26 protein-coding genes and 1 pseudogene are annotated in these 19,898 nt (G+C 64.6%); 2 read left to right on the forward strand and 25 right to left on the reverse strand.

Features of this window, described 5'->3' with window-relative positions:
• Positions 1-6 precede the first annotated feature (6 nt).
• From SOP97_RS10000 to SOP97_RS10120, 25 genes and pseudogenes are all read right to left on the reverse strand, one after another.
• Entirely contained in the window at positions 7-2,598 is a 2,592-nt protein-coding gene (locus SOP97_RS10000; protein WP_322949110.1) for a phage tail tape measure protein, read from the reverse strand.
• Positions 2,585-2,707, reverse strand: a complete 123-nt coding sequence (locus SOP97_RS10005; protein WP_322949111.1) for a GpE family phage tail protein — start codon at positions 2,705-2,707, stop codon at positions 2,585-2,587. The genes SOP97_RS10000 and SOP97_RS10005 overlap by 14 nt, the downstream gene beginning before the upstream one ends.
• Positions 2,708-2,715: 8 nt before the next feature.
• Complete coding sequence (locus SOP97_RS10010; RefSeq protein WP_322949112.1) at positions 2,716-3,051, reverse strand: phage tail assembly protein; 336 nt, start codon at positions 3,049-3,051, stop codon at positions 2,716-2,718.
• 57 nt (positions 3,052-3,108) lie between these two features.
• Entirely contained in the window at positions 3,109-3,624 is a 516-nt protein-coding gene (locus SOP97_RS10015; protein ID WP_322949113.1) for a phage major tail tube protein, read from the reverse strand.
• 58 nt (positions 3,625-3,682) lie between these two features.
• Positions 3,683-4,873 carry a phage tail sheath protein gene (locus tag SOP97_RS10020; protein ID WP_322949115.1) on the reverse strand — a complete coding sequence of 397 codons (1,191 nt, stop codon included), beginning with the start codon at positions 4,871-4,873 and terminating at the stop codon, positions 3,683-3,685.
• A 152-nt stretch (positions 4,874-5,025) separates the two neighbouring features.
• Positions 5,026-5,766, reverse strand: a complete 741-nt coding sequence (locus SOP97_RS10025) for a hypothetical protein (RefSeq protein ID WP_322949116.1) — start codon at positions 5,764-5,766, stop codon at positions 5,026-5,028.
• A 10-nt stretch (positions 5,767-5,776) separates the two neighbouring features.
• Positions 5,777-7,135, reverse strand: coding sequence for a phage tail protein (locus tag SOP97_RS10030; RefSeq protein WP_322949117.1), 1,359 nt, complete (start codon positions 7,133-7,135; stop codon positions 5,777-5,779).
• Positions 7,132-7,749 (reverse strand): phage tail protein I, encoded by a 618-nt coding sequence (locus tag SOP97_RS10035; protein WP_322949118.1) that lies wholly within the window; start codon positions 7,747-7,749, stop codon positions 7,132-7,134. Before SOP97_RS10035 ends, SOP97_RS10030 begins: the two co-directional genes overlap by 4 nt.
• Complete coding sequence (locus SOP97_RS10040; protein ID WP_322949119.1) at positions 7,746-8,648, reverse strand: baseplate J/gp47 family protein; 903 nt, start codon at positions 8,646-8,648, stop codon at positions 7,746-7,748. The genes SOP97_RS10035 and SOP97_RS10040 overlap by 4 nt, the downstream gene beginning before the upstream one ends.
• Positions 8,645-8,989 carry a GPW/gp25 family protein gene (locus tag SOP97_RS10045; protein WP_322949145.1) on the reverse strand — a complete coding sequence of 115 codons (345 nt, stop codon included), beginning with the start codon at positions 8,987-8,989 and terminating at the stop codon, positions 8,645-8,647. Before SOP97_RS10045 ends, SOP97_RS10040 begins: the two co-directional genes overlap by 4 nt.
• Positions 8,990-8,999: 10 nt before the next feature.
• The gene (locus SOP97_RS10050; protein ID WP_322949120.1) at positions 9,000-9,293 is read right to left on the reverse strand and encodes a PAAR domain-containing protein; all 294 of its coding nucleotides are present in this window, start codon (positions 9,291-9,293) and stop codon (positions 9,000-9,002) included.
• Positions 9,293-9,769, reverse strand: coding sequence for a phage baseplate assembly protein V (locus SOP97_RS10055; RefSeq protein ID WP_322949121.1), 477 nt, complete (start codon positions 9,767-9,769; stop codon positions 9,293-9,295). Before SOP97_RS10055 ends, SOP97_RS10050 begins: the two co-directional genes overlap by 1 nt.
• Before the next feature lie 87 nt (positions 9,770-9,856).
• Positions 9,857-10,315 (reverse strand): phage virion morphogenesis protein, encoded by a 459-nt coding sequence (locus tag SOP97_RS10060; protein WP_322949122.1) that lies wholly within the window; start codon positions 10,313-10,315, stop codon positions 9,857-9,859.
• Positions 10,308-10,787 carry a phage tail protein gene (locus SOP97_RS10065; protein ID WP_322949123.1) on the reverse strand — a complete coding sequence of 160 codons (480 nt, stop codon included), beginning with the start codon at positions 10,785-10,787 and terminating at the stop codon, positions 10,308-10,310. Before SOP97_RS10065 ends, SOP97_RS10060 begins: the two co-directional genes overlap by 8 nt.
• The gene (lysC, locus tag SOP97_RS10070; RefSeq protein WP_322949125.1) at positions 10,784-11,047 is read right to left on the reverse strand and encodes an Rz1-like lysis system protein LysC; all 264 of its coding nucleotides are present in this window, start codon (positions 11,045-11,047) and stop codon (positions 10,784-10,786) included. Before lysC ends, SOP97_RS10065 begins: the two co-directional genes overlap by 4 nt.
• Positions 10,971-11,363: pseudogene (locus tag SOP97_RS10075) on the reverse strand (Rz-like lysis system protein LysB); the annotation flags it as partial. The pseudogene SOP97_RS10075 and the gene lysC, both read right to left, overlap by 77 nt.
• On the reverse strand, positions 11,330-12,175 hold the full coding sequence (locus SOP97_RS10080) for an N-acetylmuramidase family protein (protein ID WP_322949126.1): 846 nt from the start codon (positions 12,173-12,175) through the stop codon (positions 11,330-11,332). The pseudogene SOP97_RS10075 and the gene SOP97_RS10080, both read right to left, overlap by 34 nt.
• Complete coding sequence (locus SOP97_RS10085; protein ID WP_322949128.1) at positions 12,172-12,486, reverse strand: phage holin, lambda family; 315 nt, start codon at positions 12,484-12,486, stop codon at positions 12,172-12,174. The genes SOP97_RS10080 and SOP97_RS10085 overlap by 4 nt, the downstream gene beginning before the upstream one ends.
• A 12-nt stretch (positions 12,487-12,498) precedes the next feature.
• A complete protein-coding gene (locus SOP97_RS10090; protein ID WP_322949130.1) occupies positions 12,499-12,963 on the reverse strand; it encodes a hypothetical protein in 465 nt (154 codons plus the stop codon).
• A complete protein-coding gene (locus SOP97_RS10095) occupies positions 12,954-13,163 on the reverse strand; it encodes a tail protein X (RefSeq protein ID WP_322949131.1) in 210 nt (69 codons plus the stop codon). Before SOP97_RS10095 ends, SOP97_RS10090 begins: the two co-directional genes overlap by 10 nt.
• A complete protein-coding gene (locus SOP97_RS10100; RefSeq protein ID WP_322949133.1) occupies positions 13,163-13,627 on the reverse strand; it encodes a head completion/stabilization protein in 465 nt (154 codons plus the stop codon). The genes SOP97_RS10095 and SOP97_RS10100 overlap by 1 nt, the downstream gene beginning before the upstream one ends.
• Entirely contained in the window at positions 13,624-13,917 is a 294-nt protein-coding gene (locus tag SOP97_RS10105; protein ID WP_322949135.1) for a hypothetical protein, read from the reverse strand. Before SOP97_RS10105 ends, SOP97_RS10100 begins: the two co-directional genes overlap by 4 nt.
• 94 nt (positions 13,918-14,011) lie before the next feature.
• A complete protein-coding gene (gene gpM, locus SOP97_RS10110) occupies positions 14,012-14,728 on the reverse strand; it encodes a phage terminase small subunit (RefSeq protein ID WP_322949136.1) in 717 nt (238 codons plus the stop codon).
• A gap of 10 nt (positions 14,729-14,738) precedes the next feature.
• Entirely contained in the window at positions 14,739-15,749 is a 1,011-nt protein-coding gene (locus tag SOP97_RS10115) for a phage major capsid protein, P2 family (protein WP_322949137.1), read from the reverse strand.
• Positions 15,750-15,779: 30 nt separating this feature from the next.
• Positions 15,780-16,658: a GPO family capsid scaffolding protein gene (locus tag SOP97_RS10120; RefSeq protein ID WP_322949139.1), complete on the reverse strand. Its 879-nt coding sequence runs from the start codon at positions 16,656-16,658 to the stop codon at positions 15,780-15,782.
• A 154-nt stretch (positions 16,659-16,812) separates the two neighbouring features.
• Between SOP97_RS10120 and SOP97_RS10125 the strand changes: the two genes are divergently transcribed.
• Both SOP97_RS10125 and SOP97_RS10130 read left to right on the forward strand, forming a co-directional pair.
• Positions 16,813-18,573, forward strand: a complete 1,761-nt coding sequence (locus SOP97_RS10125; RefSeq protein ID WP_322949140.1) for a terminase ATPase subunit family protein — start codon at positions 16,813-16,815, stop codon at positions 18,571-18,573.
• Positions 18,573-19,595, forward strand: coding sequence for a phage portal protein (locus tag SOP97_RS10130; RefSeq protein ID WP_322949141.1), 1,023 nt, complete (start codon positions 18,573-18,575; stop codon positions 19,593-19,595). The genes SOP97_RS10125 and SOP97_RS10130 overlap by 1 nt, the downstream gene beginning before the upstream one ends.
• Positions 19,596-19,898: the final 303 nt, after the last annotated feature.

Below are 19,898 nucleotides of genomic sequence, written 5' to 3' on the forward strand. Positions count from 1 at the left end.
GGTTTGTTACTCCAGGTCGCTGAGGCGGCCGCGTTGTTTGGCTTGTTGGGCGTTCTGCTGCTTGGCAAATTCCCGCGCGACGGCCTGGGCAATGGCGTTGGCGTCTTGCCCGGCAGCGGCATAGACGTTGATGATTACGGGCGCTGCGCCGGCGGGCGCGCTGTTGCTGGCGGCGCTGATGGGCGGGCGCTTGTCGAAGGTGAGTTGCTCGGTGTTGGCCAGCTCGGGCATGCCGGCCAGCCCGGCGAACGGGTTGTTGGCGCTGATTTCGCCGCCCTTTTGGATGACCTGTTTGGCGGTGTCGTCCAGGGCAGCAAAGGGGTTGGCCGAGCCGTTGTTGAGGCCTTGGGCGAGGCCGTCCATGGTGTCTACGCCCAGGCTGGCGAACACGCGGGACGGGCTGTGGATGCCGAGCTTCTCTTTGAAGTAGTTGATGCTGCTGTCGGCCGCGCCCACCACGGCTGCCTTGACCGCGCCGGCGGCGTTGGCGATGCCGTTGACCAGGCCTTGCATGATCATGCTGCCGAACTCGGTGAATTTGGCCGGCAGCTCGATGCCGAAGTAGCCCATGACGCCAGCAAAGGCGCGGTAAAACAAACCGGCCGGGCTGAAATTGACGATGAGCGCGGCAATGCCGCCCAGGCCACCGGCAAAGCCTGCTTTGATTTCAGCCCAGAGGCCTAGGAAGTAAGGGCCAACGGTGCCCCAGTTGGCGTAAATGAGCGCCGCGCCCAGGGCTATGGCCATGATGATGGCGCCGATGGGGTTGGCCACGGCAGCCGCGCCCAGTATGCGCAGGCCGGTGGCGACCATGGGCAGGGCGGTTTTGCCCAGGTTGAACAGGGTGCCGGCCAGGCCGGCGCCTTTGATGCCGAACAGGGCCATGCCGTAGCGCACCATGGCGAACGGGCCGAGGATGCTGGCCAGGGCCAAGGTGATGCCGCCCATGGCCGCCATAAGAATGCCCAGCCCGGCGGCGGTTTTGACGATTTGCCCGGCCAGCTCGGGGTTTTCAGCAATCCAGTTTTTAACGCCGCCGATCACCGAGGCGAGGCTTTGCGTTAGCTCGCGCATAGGGCCGTTTTGCTGGTCCTGCACTTGTATGCCGAGGTCTTCCCAGGCGCTGTTTAGGGTGGCGAGGTCGCCGGCGAGGTTGTCGGCCATGACCTTGGCGGTTTTGCCGGCTTCGCCCTGGGCTTCGCGCAGGGTGCCGATGAACTTTTGCAGGTCACCGCTGCCGGCTTGTTTGACCAGCACCTGCAGGGCGCTGACGGCTTCTTCGCCGGCGATGCCCTTGAGCAAACCGGCGCGGTCGGCGTTGCCCATGTCTTTGGTTTTGGCGTACAGCTCGGTGAGGATGTCGGGCATGGCGCGCATGTTGCCCTGGGCATCCTTGGCGCTGATGCCGAGTTGGTCCAGCGCTTTGGCGGCGGCTTTGGGCGGCGCGCTGAGGCGGTTGAGAATGGCCCGCAGCGCGGTACCGCCCATGCTGCCCTGGATGCCCGCGTCGCCCAGTTTGCCGGCCATGGCGGCCACGGTTTCAATGTCTTGCCCCACGGCGCTGGCGACCGGCGCCACGTACTTCATGGTTTCGCCGAGCATCTGCAGGTTGGTGTTGGAGCGGGTGAAGGTGCCCACCAGGATGTCACCCACGCGGCCCATGTCGGATGCCTGGAGGTTGAGGCCGGTGAGGATGTTGGAGGCGATGTCGGCGGTTTCGGCCAGCTCGGCGCCGCCGGCTTTGGCCAGGTCGAGCATGCCGGGCAGTGCGGCTTTGATGGCGGCGGGGTCGAAGCCGGCCATGCCGAGGTAGCCCTGAGCGTCGGCCGCTTGGCCGGCGGTGAATTGGGTGCCGGCCCCCAGCTCGCGGGCTTGGTCGCGCAGGGCTTGCAGCTCGGGGGAGTCTTTATCCAGCCGGGTGAGGGCTTGGACGTTGCTCATGCTGGCGTCGAATTCCAGCCCCGGCGCCATGAGCTTGGCGCCGCCATACAAAATGCCGCTGCCGGTGGCCAGGCCAGCCGCGCCGGTACCGGCCATGCTGCCGGCCAGGCCTTGGGTTTTTTCGTACTGCGATTTAGCGGCCGCCAGGCGCTTTTGCTGGGTGGTGATGCGCTTGAGGCGGTTCTCTTGCTGCTGCAGGGCGCTGTTGGTGGCGGCAATTTTGGCGCGCAGGTCGCGCTCGCCTGCGCCCAGGTTGCGGGTGCTGATGCCGGCGGCGTTGAGTTTGTTGCGCAGGCCCTGGAGCTGGGTTTGCTGGTTGCCGTGGGCCTGCTTGAGGGCGTTGGCCTCGCGCACGGCGGCCTTGAAGTCGCGGCTCATCTGCCGGGTGGGTGCGCCACTGGCGGCGATGTCGCGGCTGAGCTGTTTGACCTTGTCGCGGGCTGCGCCCAGGGCTTGCTCGGTTTGTGCAGCAGCGGCGCGCTGGGCACGCCAGGCGCTGACGTCTTTCTGCTGGGTGTTCAGCTCTTTGAGCTTGTCGCGGGTTTCTTTCAGGGCTTTGGCAGCACCGATGCTGCCGCCCTGGATGCGCTTGAGCGGGGCGGTGGCTTTGTCCAGGGCGGAGAGGATGACTTGCAGCTGTAGCTTACTTGCGGCCATCGCTTTGGCTCCGTACACGCGCCCGTTCGCGCCATTCCATTAACTCGGTGAGGCTGAGGCCGTCCATGGCGGACGGCTGCCAGTGAAACACCACGGCCATGTCGGCCATGGCATCGTCTACGCAGACAGGAATGCTTCCGCCTTCGCTGACTTCTTCAACAAAAAACCGGCCACCTTGGCGCCGGCGTCGAGCAGGTCTGCGGGGTCCATGCGGCCCACTTCAATGTCGGTGAGGGTGGGCGTGGTGATGCGTGGCAGCACTTTGCGCAGGGCGTTTACATCGAGGTTGAGCAGGTCGCTCAGGGATACGCCGCGCAGCTCGCCGGACATGGGCTTGCGCAGTTCGAGCTGGGTGATGGTGGTGTCGCCGCGCTTGATGGGCTCATCGAGCACCACGACGTTGTCGGGCACGGCTTGATCAGCTGCTTTGGTTTGGTCGTCTGGCTTTGGCATGGTGTGGCTCCTTTGGTTTTTGGGGCGTGGCGGTGTAGCGCCGTGACTGCGCAGGGTTTAGATGCCCAGGGCTTGGCGTTGGGCTTCGAGCATGTCGACGCCGCCAACCTTCTCAATGAAGTTGAGCAGGTCGATCTCGATCACTTCTTCGCCGTTTACGGTGAGCTTGTAGTAGGTGCAGGTGGTGGTGATGCTGTGCTCGGTGTCTTCACCGGCGGAGGCATCGCCCATTTCGATGGTTTCGTGGCGGCCGCGCACGACGATTTCCACGGCGACTACTTCGCCGGTGTCGTCCTGCTGGTAGGCCCCGGCAAAGCGCAGCATGACGCCGTCGGCTTTGACCATGCTGAACTGCTTGAGCACGGTGAGGTCGATGCCGCCGAGGGTCCACTCCAGCTGCAGGCCGTCGTCGCTAAAGCCCAGGTCGGTTTTGACTGGGCCGTTCATGCCGCCGCCCCGGTAGCTTTCCATCTTGCGGCCCAGGGCGGGCAGGGTGACGGACTTGGAAACGCCCAGGTAGCTGGTGCCGTCGTTAAACAGGTTCATGTTTTTGAGTTTGCGGGGCATGGCCATGTGGGCGCTCTCCTGGCAATGGGGGGCTGGCGCGGCGAGTTAGGCCGCGCTGGCTGGGTTAGGCGGCGTTGATGCGCGCGGCGAAGTCGAGCAGGTAGCGGTCGGTGATGCGCTGGCGCAGGGTGAGATCCTCCAGCGGCGGCACGGGGGTGTAGTCGTAGTCGATGAACAACTTGCCGGCCTTGAGGGTGGTGGCGTCGTTGGCTTCTTCGTCGTACCAGCACTGGCCGTCGATGATGTAGCCGGCGCTTTTCAGCTCGCGGAACTTGGCGTTGATGCCTTCGATGATGTCTTTGATGAGGGACGGGTGCATGGGCTTGTCGACCGCCCAGAAGTGCGCTTCGGCCATGGTGTCGGCCAGTACCTGGGCGGTGCGGGTGTAGTTTTCGAAGGCAAAGAGCGGGTCTTCGCTGCAGGTGCGCGAGCCCCAGAAGCGGAAGCCGGCCTCTTGAATGAGGGTGGTGACCTCGGCCTCGTTGAGGTAGTTGGCGTCGGTGGCGGGGTTTTGCAGGTCCCACCAGACGTCTGCGCTGATGCCGGTCACGCCGTTGACGGCGACGTTGGACAGGGTTTTGTGCCAGCCGATCTCTTTATCCAGCTTGGCGCGCAGGCCGAGGGCGATTGCCACGGCGGGGGATTGTGCGGTGGCGTTGGCGGTGGTGTCCCACTTCTCGAAGCTGGGCCAGATGACCATGACTTCACGCGCGCCGAAGTTGTCGCGGTAGGCGACGGCTTCTTCTTTGGTTTTGGCACCGTGGGCGGACACGTAGGCAAAGGCACGCAGGTCTTGGGCGATGGCGACCAGGGCGGTGGCCACGGGCAGGCTGTCTAGCCCCGGCACACCGAGGATGCGCGGCACCATGCCGAGCTTACCTTTGGCGGCCAGCAGGGCTTTCATGCCGGTGTATTTACCCTCGGCAGTGGTGGTGCCGATGAGGTTGCTGACGGTGGCGGCGGCGATTGCTTCGGGGTTTTCGCCGGTGCCTTCGGCTACGCGCACGACGATGGTGAACGGCTTGGTTTGGTCGGCAATAGCTTGCAGGGCTGCGCGCAGGGTGCCGGTGGTGCCGGCTTTACCGAGGGCGGTTTGCACGTTGGTGAGCAGTACCGGGGTGTCGAGCGGGAAGGCCAGCGGGTCGGCGTCTTCTGCGGTGCAGACCATGCCGACTACGGCGGTGGAAATGGTGCGAATCGGGCGGGTGCCTTCGTTGATTTCGATGACGCGGACGCCGTGTAGATAGTCGGCCATTGGGTTGCCTGCACAGTTGTGGAATCAGAGTGCACAGGTTGCCGCGCGCGCGATGGGGCCGCGAGTGGCGGGGGTTGTAGGGCTGGGCGGTACAAGACGCAGATGGAAAAAGCCCCGCACTTGGCGGGGCTTTTTGTGTGGCGTTTTGGGGCTTAGCCGGCGTTGTTACCGATGCCGGCGACGGCGGCTTCAATGCTGGCGATGGTTTCGGCTGCAATGTCTTCGGCTTGCTCGACTTCGCCGGCGGCCATGGCGTTGCGGATCAGCTCTTTAGCATTGAGGCGCACGGTGCGCAGGTAAACCAGGGCGGTGGTGTATTGCGCGGCCTCGGCCAGGATGCTGTCTGCCGCTTGCTGCGGTGTGCGGCCGTTGATGGCCCAGGCGGCGACCATCGGCGGCACGTTGCCCTGGTAGTTGGCTGCAGCGTACTGCTCGGCGGCCATGCGGGCGCGGTCGTATTCCACAGCGCGTAGGGGGTCGCCGGCTACGGTGTTGCGGGCGGCGTCGGCGGCGGTGTCTACTTGCTCGCACAGGCTGAGCTGGAGTGCGCTGTGGTTAGCAGCTTGCAGGGCGGCGTCGAAGGCCCATCCGTTACCTGACCAGCGGTGATCTGCTGAGGGGCGTCGCTCGGTGGTGAGGCCTTCGGGCAGGTCGCCCAGTTCTGAGTGTTGCTGTTCTGCGCCGGTCGCTGTGCTGTAAACCGTGCCGCGATAGTCGGCTAGTTGCTGCGGTTGACCATCGACCAGCGCCCAGACTTTGCCGGCGGCAGGGTTAACCAGCTTGGCAGCCAGTTGAATGGCGTTGCTTGGCACCTGTATGCCGAGGCCAGGGATTACGGGGAGTTCTACCGGGCCAGCGAGGACGCCCGCGTTGTCTGTGATGTAGGTGTGCATGGTGGGTTCCTCAGATCAGTTTGATGCGGCCTGGGTAGGCGATGTTGGTTGGTCTGGCCACACCATGAATGACGCCCCAGGAAGAGTTGCCTGCTACCTGAGCCGGCGCAACATTTGGATATTTTGTTGCGCCACCAGTGATGGCGTCAGCGCCGAATGACGCAGGATCACTGCCTAACGTAAAATGGACACCGCCCACGCCGTCATAATTAACGTCATCCGCAGCGACCAAAGTACCTTTCTGGACTGAGCCGGCCACGCGCGATGCGTCTACACCTAAATCAGCATCTAACGACCGCAAGAACTGACCGCGAACATCTGGCGTGCGCCCAGTCGTAGCGCCGTCGCCGCGCGTCCAGCAGCCCTCAAACCCTGCTCGGCCGGCATCATCGACTAGCATGCCGCTGGTTTGGGCGTGATCCCAAACCCACGGCCAGTCGGCCCGCACGAAAATAACGCCATGGGGCAGGCCGTAGCCACCTGGCTGGATGGCGGTTGATGCTTCAAAGCTCACGCGACCAAGCGGTGAGTCATCACGCCGGGCAACCGGCCACCAGCCGCCTGCGCCGTCACTGCGTAGGTGCCACCAGTCGCCAGCACCCATCAGATAGAGGAAGGCATAGCCGGCGGCATTGAGGTGGGTGTGAAACTTGATTTTGTCCGCACCGGATGCCTGCACTTTGGCGCGGTTGCCGGTGTTGTCTGCCCGGCGGATGAGCAGGTCGCGTATGCCGAAGGCGGCATCGTTGAGCGGCAGGGTTAGGGTGCGGTCGCCGGCAGTGGCGTCCAGCACAATCACGCCCTCATGGGCGGCAGTGAGCAGGGTGTTTGCGCTGAGGCTGGTGAAGGCACCGCGCAGCTTGTACTGCTTGTGCGGGTCGGCGGCGGCCTGGTGCACGGTAATGAGGCTGTCGGCGTAGGCCCGAGTTGCCAGCACCACGCTGGGGTCTATTTTTAGCTGCACAGCCGCCGTGCTGCTGACGATAAGCACCATGCGCAGCACTTGGGTGCGGCCTGAGCCTTCGGCCAGTTGCGGCTTGTAGCTGGGCGGGCAGTTGCTGACGGCGATCAGGTCGCCGGCGGCGTCATACAAGCCCATTTCGCGCAGCCAGTAGCCGCCCTCGGTTTCCGGGATAACCAGCTCGGCGATAATCTGGCTGGTGTTTAGCGGGTCCACCTGCAGGGTGTTGAGGTCGGCGCGGTATTGCTCGCCAACCAGTGCGGTTTGGCTGCGGTTGGGCGTGGGCAGGTTACCGTTGCCATCCCCCACGGCCATACGGCTGATTTGCAGCTGGGTGCCTAGGGCGGTGGCGTTGGCGAGCTTGGCCTCGCCCACGGCCGTGAGAATTGCGAAATAGGTTTGGCTCATGGGTAGACGCTCATGGTGTCGATGGAATGTTCCGCACCGCCGAACAGCAGCACCTGGCTGCTGACCTCGATAGGGCCGGGGGCGTAGGGGTAAACGGTGAGGGTTTCGCCATCCAGCTGGGCCACTGCCAGGAATACGCTGCCGCGCACCTCCAGGCTGATGGCGAGGCCGATCAGGTGGCGGCTGACGGGTTTGGCGTCGTCGATGAGTAGCACCAGGGATTCGTACATTTCATCGGTGATGCCGCTCTCGAGCACGCCGATGTTGAGGCGAAAGGTGCCTGGCACGCCCTCGGGGGTTTCTTGCCACCATTCGGTGACGCGTATGAGGTAGCCCAGTGGCTCCACCACGCGGCGCAGGCTGCCGATGGTGCCTTTGTGGGCGTGCACGTAGTAACTGCTGGCGATGACCTGGCGCTTGGTGCTTTCGGGCCAGGCTTCCTCCCAGCGGTCGACGCTCATGGCCCAGGCCAGGTAGGGCAGCAGGGGGAGCGGGCAGCGGGTGGGGCTGAGCAAATCCCGGATGGGCACGGGCACGCGCTCGATCTGCGCTAACGCCTGGGCGGCCAGGCGCTCCAGCTGGGTGGCGTTGGAGGGCAGCAGCGGGCGGCTCATAAGCTGCCTGCCACGGTTACGGTTACGCCGGTGCAGTAGGCGGCCTGGGCGCTGGTTGGGGTGATGTCGGCCCAGCCGGTGAGCACTACGCGGCGCACGCCCTCAACATGCAGGGCGGCGTAAATGGCTGAGGCGGATACCTCAACACCCAAACGGCGGCGTGTGTTGACCAGGGCGAGCAAAGCCGCCTCGGCCGCCTGGCGGATGGGTTCGGCTTCTGGCCCGGTGGTGGCCAGGTGCAGGGCTGCGGTAACGCTGTATTCCAGTACTTCGGCGCTTTGCACGGTGAGGCGGTCGGCCAGGGGGCGGCGGTCGTCGTCGGACAGGTAGGCCATCACGGTGGCGAGCAGGGGCTCGGCTGCGCTGCCGTCGCCCTGCAGGGCTTGCACGGTGACCACGACCACGGCAGGACTGGGGCTTTCCGCTGTGGCATCGGCGACCAGGCCGGAGGCGCTGCGGGCGTGGAAGATGTAGCTGTTGCGCGGGCCGGCGGTGCTGAGGCCCTCGAAGGCCATTTGCGTGCGCTCACGCAGGGCTTCGTCGCTTTCCATTATCGCTGGGCTGTCATCCGTTGCCGGGGTGACGACCAACTGCTCTACGTTGTAGTTGGCTGCGATTTGGATCAGGTCGGTGCCCTTGGCTTTGGCCAGCATCGTGGCGAGGGCGGCCTCGTTGACGCGCTGGCGCCAGAGCAGCTCGCGGTAGGCGTTTTCCTGCACCAGTTTGGTGATGGGGTCGGATTCCAGCGCCAGGCGTGCGGCGATTTCTGCCTGCTCGGCGGCGGGCCATAGGCTGACGGTGTAGGCCTTGCGCTCGGTGAGGATCTGTTCGTAGTCGAGCGGCTCGACCACTTGCGGGTCGGGCAGGGCGGCGAGGTCGATGGGCGTCCAGACACTCATACGCTAGCCCCCATGCTGAGGGGGATTTTCAGGCTTAGGGGCTCGTTGCTGTCTACCAGGGTGCCTTCGACTTCCAGCTCTGCCTGGCCGGCCATGGTGAGGGCGGTGAGTTGCACGCGGCTGAGGCGCACGCGCGGCTCCCAGCGGATGAGGGCCATGGCGATGGCGGCGTAGCACAGCAGCTGGGTGGCGGGGTTGCCGGGCTGGTCGATGAGGTCTACCAGTTGGCTGCCGTATTCACGGCGCATCACGCGCGAGCCCAGGCGGGTGGTGACGATGTCGCCGATGCTTTGGCTGATGTGCTCCAGCGTGGTGATGGGGCGGCCGGTTTGGCGGTTCATGCTCATCTGGTTAGCCCCCTGCAAATACGTTGGCGCTGCCGGCTGCCACGCTGGAGCCGCAGGCGACGGGGTCACCGATGCGGCCCAGGGGCTTGCCGTTGGCGAATACGGTGGCGCTGCCGTTGGCCAGCACGCTGGCGTGGGTTTCGGGGATGGTGGGGCAGGTATGCGCGGCCCAGGCGTCGCCTTTGCGGTGTACTGCAATGCCGTTAACGAATACGGAAGGGCTTGCACCGGTGCTGGGGCGTGGCGGCCAGCAGCCGTGGCCGGTGCAGGCGTCGCCTTTGCGGGTTACGGCGGGCATCAGTTGAGATCCACGCGGGCGGCGGTGACTTTGAAGTTTCCCGCTGCTGTAACGGTTATGTTCGCGCCGCTGGTGAGGGTGATGTCGCCGGCGGTGGTTACCTCTGCGGTACCAGGCAGGGTGGCGCGCAGGTGCTTGGCGATGCTGTCGTATTCGATCACGGCGCCGTCGCGGTAGGTGGTGCGGTGCAGGCCGTCGCGGTCGCCATTGGCGGGGATGTGCTCGCTAAACAGGCCGGTGATGGCCACGCCGTTGGCCAGTTGGCCGGATGGGCTGAGCAGCAGCACCTGTTCGCCGGCCGTTGGCGGGTTCCACTCGCGATCCGCGCCGGCGCGGGGGTTTAACCAGGGCAGCCAGGCGGTGGTGAGGGTGCCGGTTAATACCTTTACGCGCGGTGGCGTCATCTGCACGGCGGCGATGGTGCCGAAGCGGATGAGGTTTTCCAGCAGGCGGGCGAGGGTGGCGAGATCGTTCATGCCGTTGATGGTGCCGCGCGCGCGTAGGCGGTGCAGCCGGCTTGGCTTGTAGGGTGGTGGCGTACAAGGTGCGCCCGGAATGTTTAGCTAGTTGGCGAGGTGGGCGAGCAGTTGATCGCGGATAAAGGCTTGCTCAGTAGCGCTAAGGCCGAGCAGTTGGCGCTGGGGGTATTGCACGTCGGGGGCGCCTTTTTCAGCACGGTCGCGCAGGCCGTATTGGTGCACGCGGGCAATACGGGTGATGCGCCCGGCAAAGCTGACGGTGGCTTCGCTGGCGTTGCCACGGGCCTGGATGTAGCGAGCGGTGCGCAGTTTGGTGAACATTTTGGCTTTGCGTTTGATGCGCCCGACCTTGCCGCGCAGGTCGCGTTGTTTGCGCGGGGTGTAGGCGCTGCCGTCGGGGTTGCGCTGGGCGGTGATGCGTTGCTGTTGGCTGCGGCGCAGCTGCTGGGCGATGGTGCGCGCCAGTTGGCTGCGCTCAGTGGGCTGCAGCCGGCTGATGAGCGGGGTGAGCCAGCTGCTGAGGTCGTCGAGTTGGTCACTCATCAGGCAAATACCACTCGCTGCCGGTGCCTTGTGCGCCTGCTTGCCAGGCGGGGTCCAGGAAGGCCAGGGCTGCTTGCGGCTCGGCGGGGTGAGTGATGGTTGGGTTGCCGGCTTCGTCCTGTCCGATGACCACGCGCTCGGTGAGGGGCAGGCTGATGGAGAGGTCGACTTTACTTTTGTCGATGATGTCCGCCTCGAATTGCAGGCCTTCTTTGGCGTTGTCGAGGTTGGCCAGTAGCTCGTTTTGGTGCACGCGCACCCAGGCGAGCAGGGGCAGCATGACGGTGTCTGGGTGGCCGGGGTAGTCGAGCAGGATCAGCTGCAGGGTGTAGGCGTATTCCCAGGACAAGGTGGCGGCAGCGGTGCAGCGCACGTTGCCCTGGTCGATAAACACTTGCAGGCGGTCGGGGTTGTCTTTCAGCTCGGGCACTTTGGCCATGAGGTGAGCGCGCAGGCTGGTGGGTTTGTTCATGGGTCGGCCCTGGGCTGTTGGTGGCTGTAGATCATGTCGACCTGGGCGGCGCATTCGGCCCAGGCCAGCTCGGCGCGTTCGGTTTCGGTGAGCAGTTCGCCGTTAGTGCTCGGGCTGCTGGCTGGCAGCACGCAGGGCACCACTGCGGGACAGCCAGTCACGATAAGCGTTTGCTCCGGTGATGGCGGAACGGTTGCGCAGCCGCTGAGCAGCGCTAGGCAAAGGCCGATTTGCCCAATCCCTAAGATCTGAATTTTCACGCTTGAGCACCTCGATCTGTTGTTGGCGTTCGGTTAGGCCCTGGCGCAGCAGGTTTTGCGTGCTTCGCAGGGAGGTTTGGGCGGCGCGCTCGCCTTCCAGGGCAGCTGCCAGGGTGGTGATGGTGTTGGCCTGACGCTGGATGCGCGCTTCGGCTTGTTGCTGGCGTTCGGCGGCCAGGCTTTCCCGCGCGGCCACGGCCTGGCTCTGCTGATATTGGCCCCAAGCCAGCAGGCCAAGGGCGGCGAACAGGGCGAGGCCGTAGCCGAGTTGGCGCAGGGTGGTCACGCCGCCACCTTCTGCCCACCACAGCCGCACTCAGCATGCCGCTGGTAGGCGCGCTCTAGCTTTACGTCGTAGAGGTTGCGGGCGTAGGCGGGGCCGTTGTAGCGCTTGGCGAACTCGGCCCACTTTTTGGCCTTGAGGGCTTTGTGCAGGGCGGGTTCGGCCTCGATGTAGCGCACGAACGCTTCGAACTGCTCGGCCTCGCTGGCGGCCATGCGGGTGGTGAAGTCGGCCAGGCTGGCATAGCCGAGGCGCTGCCAGTGGTAGCCCATGATCTGGAATGCGCCCCAGCTGGCGGACTCGTCGGCGCTGTTGGCATCGATGAGGCGGGCTTGGGCCAGGCGTTGGTGCTCGGCGGTGCCGCCGGCGTAGCCACCGGGTTTGGGGTTGACCAGGGCGGGGTAGACCTTGGCCAGCTCGTCGGCGTGGGCTTTGAGCGCGGCGGCGTCGTCACCCTCATGGCGCGGGGTGGCCAGCAGGCGGTGCATGACGTGGCGCTCAAACAGTACTTTGGGTTTGCCGTTGCTGAGGAAGCCACTGCCGAGGCTTTCGACCTCATTGACGGCATACACGCTGGCCAGCTCAACGCCCAGGCGTTTAGCCGCGGCTACCAGGGTGGTGTTGCTGAGTAGCTGGCTGCAGTCCGCGCCAGCCAGGGCTGCGAGGGTTTTGGGGCCGGCACCGCCGTCGTCTACCAGGCCAACTTTGAGCTGGAAGGCGCGCACGGCTTTCTCGGTTGCGTCGCCGTAAGCACCGTCTACAAACAGGTTGGCGCCGGCGCGGTTGAGTTGTTGTTGCAGGTTGCGGACGGCTTGGCTGCGGTCGCCATGGCGGAGGATGGTCATAGTTGGTCTGCCTTGCGAGTTGCGATGCGTTTGAGGCCGATGCGCAGATAGTCGGCGCCGAGCAGGCCGACGATGCCGCCGAAGAAGGGGGCGAACTGTTCCGGGATGCCAAACAGGGCGAGGCCGTTGCTCACCGCGAGGGTGATTAGACCGCAAATAAAGCCTTCGCCCATGGCGCGACGGATGCCGCCACCGCTGTAAATAAAACGGGTGGCTGCCAGTACGGTGGACAGCGTGGCCGCGTAGATCAGCGGGTGGTGTTGCTCAAGCCAGGCGATCAGCCAGGCCCAAGTTTCAGGACGATCAGGCATATGTGGCATTCCTTATCCCTCTTGTAGGGAGTGGCCGAGCTGGACGAAGGGCAGGCGATTGATGCGTTGCACCACTTCGCCGATGAGCGCGGGGTTGAACCGTTGAGCGCTGGTGTTGAAGGCGAAGCCGGCGGCGCAGAACTCGCTGCAGAACATACGGCGGCGGCTGTGCAGGCCGATGGGCAGGAACTGGCTGAGGAAGATGCCCAGCCAGTCGTAGCCTTTGCCCTCATGGCGATCAAACACGGCCTCGACCAGGCGGTGGTTGGCCCATGGCACGGGGATTAGGTCCCAGTGCTCCAGATTCAGCTCGATACGTTTGGCACGCACGCCACCGTCCATGGCCGAGGCGGAAAGCCAGCGGCCGTCGGGCATAACAATTTCGCAGTGGCTGTATTTGGAGCGCGTCCACAGGCGGATTAGGCGGTTGAACAGGGTGCCTTTGCCTTTGTAGAGGGCGAGGTAGATCAGTCCCATAGGTTCACCATTTGCCGTTGCGGTTGTGGGGCTTCGTCGGGCATGAGCACCGCTGTGCCTTGGGGGATTTGCGCGCCGTGGTCGGCCAGGCCGGGGTTGGCATCGAGCACGGCCTCGGTAACGGCGGCGGTGCGGCCGTAATGCCGCCAGCAGAGGGCGTCGACGGTGTCGCCCTGGAGTGCGCGCAGGGTGGTGGCCATCAGATCAGCTCCACGGTCATGCGGCCGATGCCGAGCAGGTCGCGGATGGCCCAGCGTTGGTCGCGGCGGTATTCGTCGATGTTGAATTGCAGGGCTTCGGCTTTGCGGTCGCCGCTGCCGGTGCTGTCGTAGCTGCGGTAGCGCTCGCACACTTCGGCGCCGGTAGCGGCCTGGATGGCGCGGGCGTAGAGGTGGACCAGCTCGGATTGGTCGTTGATGGTTTCGGCGGGCACATCGGCCAGGGTGGCGTAACCGGCGGCCTGTTGGGCGTAGCGCCACTTGAGCAGCTCGCGGTTGACGCTGATGGCAGCAGCGACCACGGCGGTTTCAAGGCGGGCTGGGGTGACGCTGGCGTCGATGCGCAGGGCCTCGCGCATTTTGTCCAGGTCTATCGACGGCCAAAACGAGTCGGTGTTGATGTGGTTGGCGGCTGGGCTGCTGCCGCCGGCGACAAAGCCGCTCATGCGTGCACCAGGCGGCGGTCGATGGTTTGGATGGCGCGGCGGATTTCGCGGCGGCGGTGTTGCGGGTGGCGCTGGCAGAGGCTGTCGAGCAGCTCGCGGGCGTGGCTGTTGACCAGGGCGAACTCGCGCCGGCTGGCCGGGAGGATTTCACCGCGCACGGTGGGGCCGGTGCAGACGCTGCGGTCGTAGGCCTCGGTTTCACGGACGTATTGCTCGGCGAGGCTGTGCAGGTGCTGCGCGTGCTCGCTGGCGGTGAAGTCGCACATATGCAGGTCCGTGAATCTGTTCATGTCTGGCCCTTAAAACGGCGGTGGTCGGGGCGTCACAACGAGGAAAGGAGAGAACCTGTTGATCAGCCCCGAGCCGCCGGGTGCGTGGGGACGCTCAGGTAGCGGCCGGTGTGGGCGCCGCGTGTTTTTTCAGGAGCCGGTCGACGCGCTCCAGGTCTTTTTTGCCGCCGCAGTTGCTGTGCAGGTCGATGGCTTTGGCCAGGTGCTGCTTGGCTTGCTCGAGCGCGGCGGTGCTGCTGCCGGGCGCGGCGTCATCGGCGAACAGCGCTGCATACGCCTTGCCCAGTGCCAGGTGCAGCTTGGCGCGGGCTTGGTCGGGCATGTCTTGCGCGGCGGTGATGCGTTCGGCCTGTCGCAGAATGCTCAGGTCAAATTCGTCGCCGGCCTTTTGCGTTTTGAGCGCGGCTTCGGCGATTTCCTCAGCAATGAGGGTGCCGGTGGTGCGCTCGAACCGATCGGGCATGGTCAGGCTGTGTTTGATGACGTACTCGGCCACTTCCAGGGCGCCGGGGTAGTCGGCGGCATCGATGCGCCAGAGCATGACGGTGGTGAGCACGTCGTCCTGGGCACCGTTGCCGGCCGCCAGCACGCCTTGCACATAGGGCTCGTAAGCCGGGAGCAGTTGCGCCTTGAGTTCGGCTTTGCCCTGGTTGGACTGCACTTGCTTGAGGCGCAGGCGGTCTTGCAGGAGCTGGGCCAGTTGCAACTCGTAGGCGGTGGCGCCGGCCATGCTGGTGTAGGGCGCGGCGGCGGCGGCCTCCAGCGCCGCAGTTACGCGCCGCTGGTGACGTTGGGCCAGAGAAAGGTGCATGGCTTAGTCCTTACGGTGCGACGTAGGGCTGGATGTTTTCGACCAGGGCACCCAAACCGAAGTCTTCGATGACGTAAGCCTCGTTGCTCGACTGGTAGTCGGCGATGCGGTCGCGCTCGGGCTCGTCTTTGAGGTGACGGCGGCGGGCTTCGTTCTGGTAGTAGATGGACAGGTTGGACAGGGTGGTGATCATCACGCCGCCGTCGATAAAGAACGGTGCGTCGACGATTGGCAGGCCACCCAGGCGCGCCTTGGCGATGATCTGCGCGGCGGCCAGTTCGTTGGCGTTGTCGGCGGCGCCTTCGATGTTGGCGAGGAACTTGGTGTGCAGCAGGTTGCGGTCAACCAGCACGACCAGCTCGGGGTGCTTGCGGTGCCATGGGTCGAGCAGCTGGATGGCGTCATAGACCAGGCCGTCGAGGGTGGCGTAGTCGCCGCCGGCGCCGATGGTGACTTTGCCGGTGACTTTGCCTTCGTCGAGCACGCGCGCCGGGGCGGAGGCGCGGTACTTCTGCAGCCAGCCGATGTTGACGTCTTGCAGCATCTGGTTGGTGGCGCGGTCGGTGCTGGCCGCTGCCGTGGTGCCGTTGAAGCCGATCATGATGCGGTCCAGGGCGTGGCGCTGGGTGACGGCTGCAGACAGGCGCGCTTGGAAGTCGGGGAACTTGGCCCAGGCGTCCAGCAGGGCGTAGGGGATGGCGGTGTCGAAGTCGGTCTTTTTGCAGGTGTAGTCGTCTTTGCTCAGGCCGCTGACGTCGCGCGGGCTGCGCGGGGTGGAGGAGGTGTCAGTGCGCCCGGCGATGGTGCCGTTGACGCCCAGGCCGATGGCCGAGCCGGACTGCTCGTCGACGCCGATGATGTTGATGCGCTTGAGGAAGTCGCTGGACTCCTGGATGGCGCTTTCCAGCTTCTGCTGGATGCTCGGGGTGACGGTGAATTTTTCCGAGGCCAGGGCCACTGCGTTGAGCTTGGCCACTTGCTGGGTGAAGCCGTTGAATGCAATCCGTGTGTCGTTACGCATGGTGTTCTCCGAATGGGGCGGCGCGGTGAGTTAGTAGGCGGTGAGGGCTTGGCCGTCGCCACCGGTGACAGCGGGGCGCTGCTGCTGGCTGTGGTCGGCGTTGCTGTCGAGGCGCTTGAGCAGGGCGGCGAAGTGGGCGCCGAGTTCGTCGTGCTGGGTTTGCAAGGCTTGCAGGGCGGCGGCGCTGGCGTTCATGCGGGCATCGATGTTGGCTTCGATGACGTTCAGCGCGGTGACTTGCTCACCGGCATGCAGGGCGATGGCTTCGACTGCTTCGGTCAGTTCGGAGAAGTGGGCGTCGTCCTTGACCGTTTTGTCCTTGCTCTTGTTGAGGGCGTCGAGCACGCGGGTGAACAGGCCGGCGACCTTGCTCTCGTTGGTGTCGATTTCCTCGAATTCGAGGGTGGCTTCCTCGGCGGCGGTGAACAGGTTGGCGGCGTCCTGTTTGCGCGCTTTGAGCGGCGAGGCGTCGGGGTGCTGGGCGCTAAAGGCGAGCATCTCGGTGCCAAGGCTGGCCGGGGTGTCGGTGACCGCAAGGCCGGACAGGTAGGCGCGGCCGCTGTCGGCAAACTTGGGGCTGATTTCGATGCTGGTGAACAGCTTTTGTTTGGCGCCGTTGACCATGGCGACCAGTTCGGCGGTCGGTTCGATTTGGGCGAACAGGCCGAGCTTTTTCACGCCGGCGACGTCGACTTCATCGGTTTTCAGGGCGAGCACGTCGCCGTAGGCCTTGAAGGGGCTGTCGGGCAGCAGGCTGCGCAGGTGTTCGATCCACACGCGGGCGCTGTAGGTGCTGGGGTTGTAGGTTTCGGCGGCGTCAGTCAGCCACTGGCGTTCGATTTGGCGGCCGTCTGTGGTGGCGCCTTCGACGGCAACACGGAACCATTTGGAGCGAAATTTCTTTGACATGCTGGGCCTCAGTGCGGTGGCTGCTGGTGAGCAGTGAGCGTTGAGGCCATGGTCGGCAGCTGGGCGCGTGCGGGCAATGGCGGCAGCTTGTAGGCCGCGTGGTTACAAGGCTGCAGGGTGTCTCGCCTCGCGCGAGGGCGGCACAGTCGGCGCCATGAATGCTGCCGTTGAAATACCCGTGCGTGATAACCGTCGCCAGGCCAAGTTTTTGTACTGGACGGGCTGGCGTGTCACCGATATTGCCGATTTTCTCGCTGAGAAAGAGAAAACCGTGCATGCCTGGAAAAGCCGCGACGAGTGGGACCGGGCGGACAATGTGGAGCGCATTGGCGGCGCGTTGGAAGCGCGCCTTGTACAGCTGATTCTCAAGGACGGCAAGAGCAGCGGCGATTTCAAGGAGATCGATCTGCTGCACCGCCAGCTTGAGCGCCAGGCGCGAATCCAGCGCTTTCAGGACGGCGGCACGCAGACCGACCTCAACCCGGAGCTGGCCAAGCGTAACGAGGGGCCGAAGAAGTCGGCCAAGCGTAACGAGTTCAGCGATGAGGACTTCGAGCTGCTCGAGGCGGCCTTCCTGGATGGCTGTTTTGAGTATCAAAAGGACTGGTACCGGGCGAGCAATCAGCGCACGCGCATGCTGCTGAAAAGCCGGCAGATTGGCGCGACGTTTTATTTTGCCCGCGAGGCGCTGCTGGATGCGTTGAAGACCGGGCGTAATCAGATTTTTCTTTCGGCCAGTAAGGCACAGGCGCACCAGTTCAAGAATTACATGCTGGCGTTTGTCAGTGAGGTGCTGGGCCGGCCGCTGACCGGTGACCCGATCATTTTGGCCAACGGCGCCGAGCTGCACTTCCTGGGCACCAACTACCGCACGGCGCAGGGCCGCAGCGGTAATTTCTATTTCGACGAATTCTTTTGGACGTGCAATTTCGACGAGCTGAACAAGGTCGCCTCGGGCATGGCGCTGCACAAGAAGTGGCGCAAAACCTATTTCAGCACGCCGTCGAGCATGGCCCATGAGGCTTACAAGTGGTGGACGGGTGAGCGCCTGAACAAGGGCAAGCCGACCGCGCAGCACTTGAAGATGGACGTGAGCCACGACGCGCTGCAGCTGGGCAAGTTGTGCGAGGACCGGATCTGGCGGCAGATTGTGACGATCATGGACGCTGATCAGCGCGGCTGTGATTTGTTCGACCTGGACGAGCTGCGCTTTGAGTACAACGCCGAGCAGTTCGCCAACTTGCTGATGTGCGAATTCGTCGACGACGGGGCGTCCATCTTCCCGCTGGCGATGCTGCAGAAGGGCATGGTGGACAGTTGGGAAGCCTGGGGTGAGGACTACAAACCGTTCGCCATGCGCCCGTTCGGCGATCGCGCAGTTTGGGTGGGCTATGACCCGGCGGAAACCGGCGACAGTTCCGGGCTGGTGGTGGTGGCCCCGCCGATGGTGCCGGGCGGGAAGTTCCGCGTACTCGAGCGCCATCAGTTCAGGGGCATGGATTTTGCCGCGCAGGCGGAGTCGATCAGGCAGATCACCCAGCGCTATTGGGTCACTTATATCGGCATCGATGTGACCGGCATGGGCAGCGGCGTGGCCCAGCTGGTGCGGCAGTTCTTCCCCAGTGTGACGACGTTCAGCTATTCGCCGGAGGTGAAGACGCGCCTGGTGCTCAAGGCTTACGACGTGATTCACAACGGCCGGCTGGAGTTCGATGCCGGCTGGACGGATATGGCCTCGAGCCTGATGGCCATCCGCAAAACCACCACCGCCAGCGGCCGGCAGATGACCTACACCGCCGGGCGCACCGACTCAACCGGCCACGCGGACCTCGCGTGGGCGCTCTTTCACGCTTTGCACAATGAACCGCTCGAAGGGCAGACCGCTGCCAATACCGGGCGGATGGAGCTTTTTTAATGAGTACAGGCAAGCAAGTGGCCGCAGCGGCCGAGGCGCAGGCGGTGAGCGATCACCGCGCGCAGGCGTTTACTTTCGGCGAGCCGGAGTCGGTGTTGTCGGCGCGGGAAATTTTCGATTACCTGGAATGCTGGCACAACGGCCGCTGGTATGAGCCGCCGTTATCGCTGGATGGCCTGGCCAAGTCGGTGAAGGCCAGCGTGCACCTGGACTCTGGCCTGCGCTTCAAGCGCAACCAGCTGACCCGTACTTTCATCCCGCACAAGTTGCTCAGCCGCCAGGCGTTCGAGCAGTTCGTGCAGGATTACCTGTGCCTGGGCAATGCGTACCTGGAGCAGCGCCGCTCGCAATTGGGCAGCACGCTGAGCCTGCAGCCGCCGCTGGCCAAGTACATGCGCGTGGGCAAGGACGGGCGGTTCTTCCAGGTGCAGGGCTGGCGCGATGAGCATGAGTTTGAGCCGGGCAGTGTGTTCCACCTGCGCGAGGTGGATCTGCACCAGGAGATTTACGGCCTGCCAGAGTGGACCAGTGCGCTGCAGTCGGCGCTGCTCAACCAGTCGGCCACGTTATTCCGCAGGAAGTACTTCGAGAACGGCAGCCACGCCGGGTTCATCCTGTACATGACCGACTCGGCGCAGCAGGAAGGCGACATCGATGACCTGCGCAAAGCCTTGAGAAACGCCAAGGGGCCGGGGAACTTTCGCAACCTGTTCGTCTATGCGCCGAACGGCAAGAAGGACGGCATCCAGCTGATCCCGGTGAGCGAGGTGGCGGCCAAGGATGACTTCAACTCGATCAAGGACCAGACCCAGGGCGACGTGCTGGCCGCGCTGCGCGTTTATCCGCAGCTGATGGGCATCGTGCCGAAGAACGCCGGCGGTTTCGGCTCACCGCGCGAGGCCTTCCAGGTCTACTCGGCGCTGGAAATGGAGCCATTGCAAGAGCGCCTGCGCTTGGTCAACGATTGGCTGGGTGAGGAAGTGGTGCGCTTCAAACCCTTCGAGCTGCCAGCCCCTGCCTGACCACCACCAGCCCCCGCCAACCAGCCGCCCTCGAGGCGGCTTTTTTGTGGTGCGCCAGGCATGGCGCGTAGCGCCGTGACTGGCGCTGTCGGGTTCACTGTGGTGGTGAGCCTGGCGACTTGGAGGTGAAAGTCCTCTACACACCCGGCAAGGGGAAGTGTTAGCTGAAGGCAAGGGTGTCGCGGGCGACTGCGAATCTGAAGGAAGCCCGAGGCAAAATGCTGGCCTGACGAACAGGAAGCGGATGAGGCGGCGCAGCGGGGTGAGGTGGCCATAATCGCCAAAGCCCGATACTTGCACGGA

The sequence above is a fragment of the Pseudomonas spirodelae genome (assembly GCF_034653255.1).
In the GTDB taxonomy this organism is placed as follows: Bacteria; Pseudomonadota; Gammaproteobacteria; order Pseudomonadales; family Pseudomonadaceae; genus Aquipseudomonas; species Aquipseudomonas spirodelae.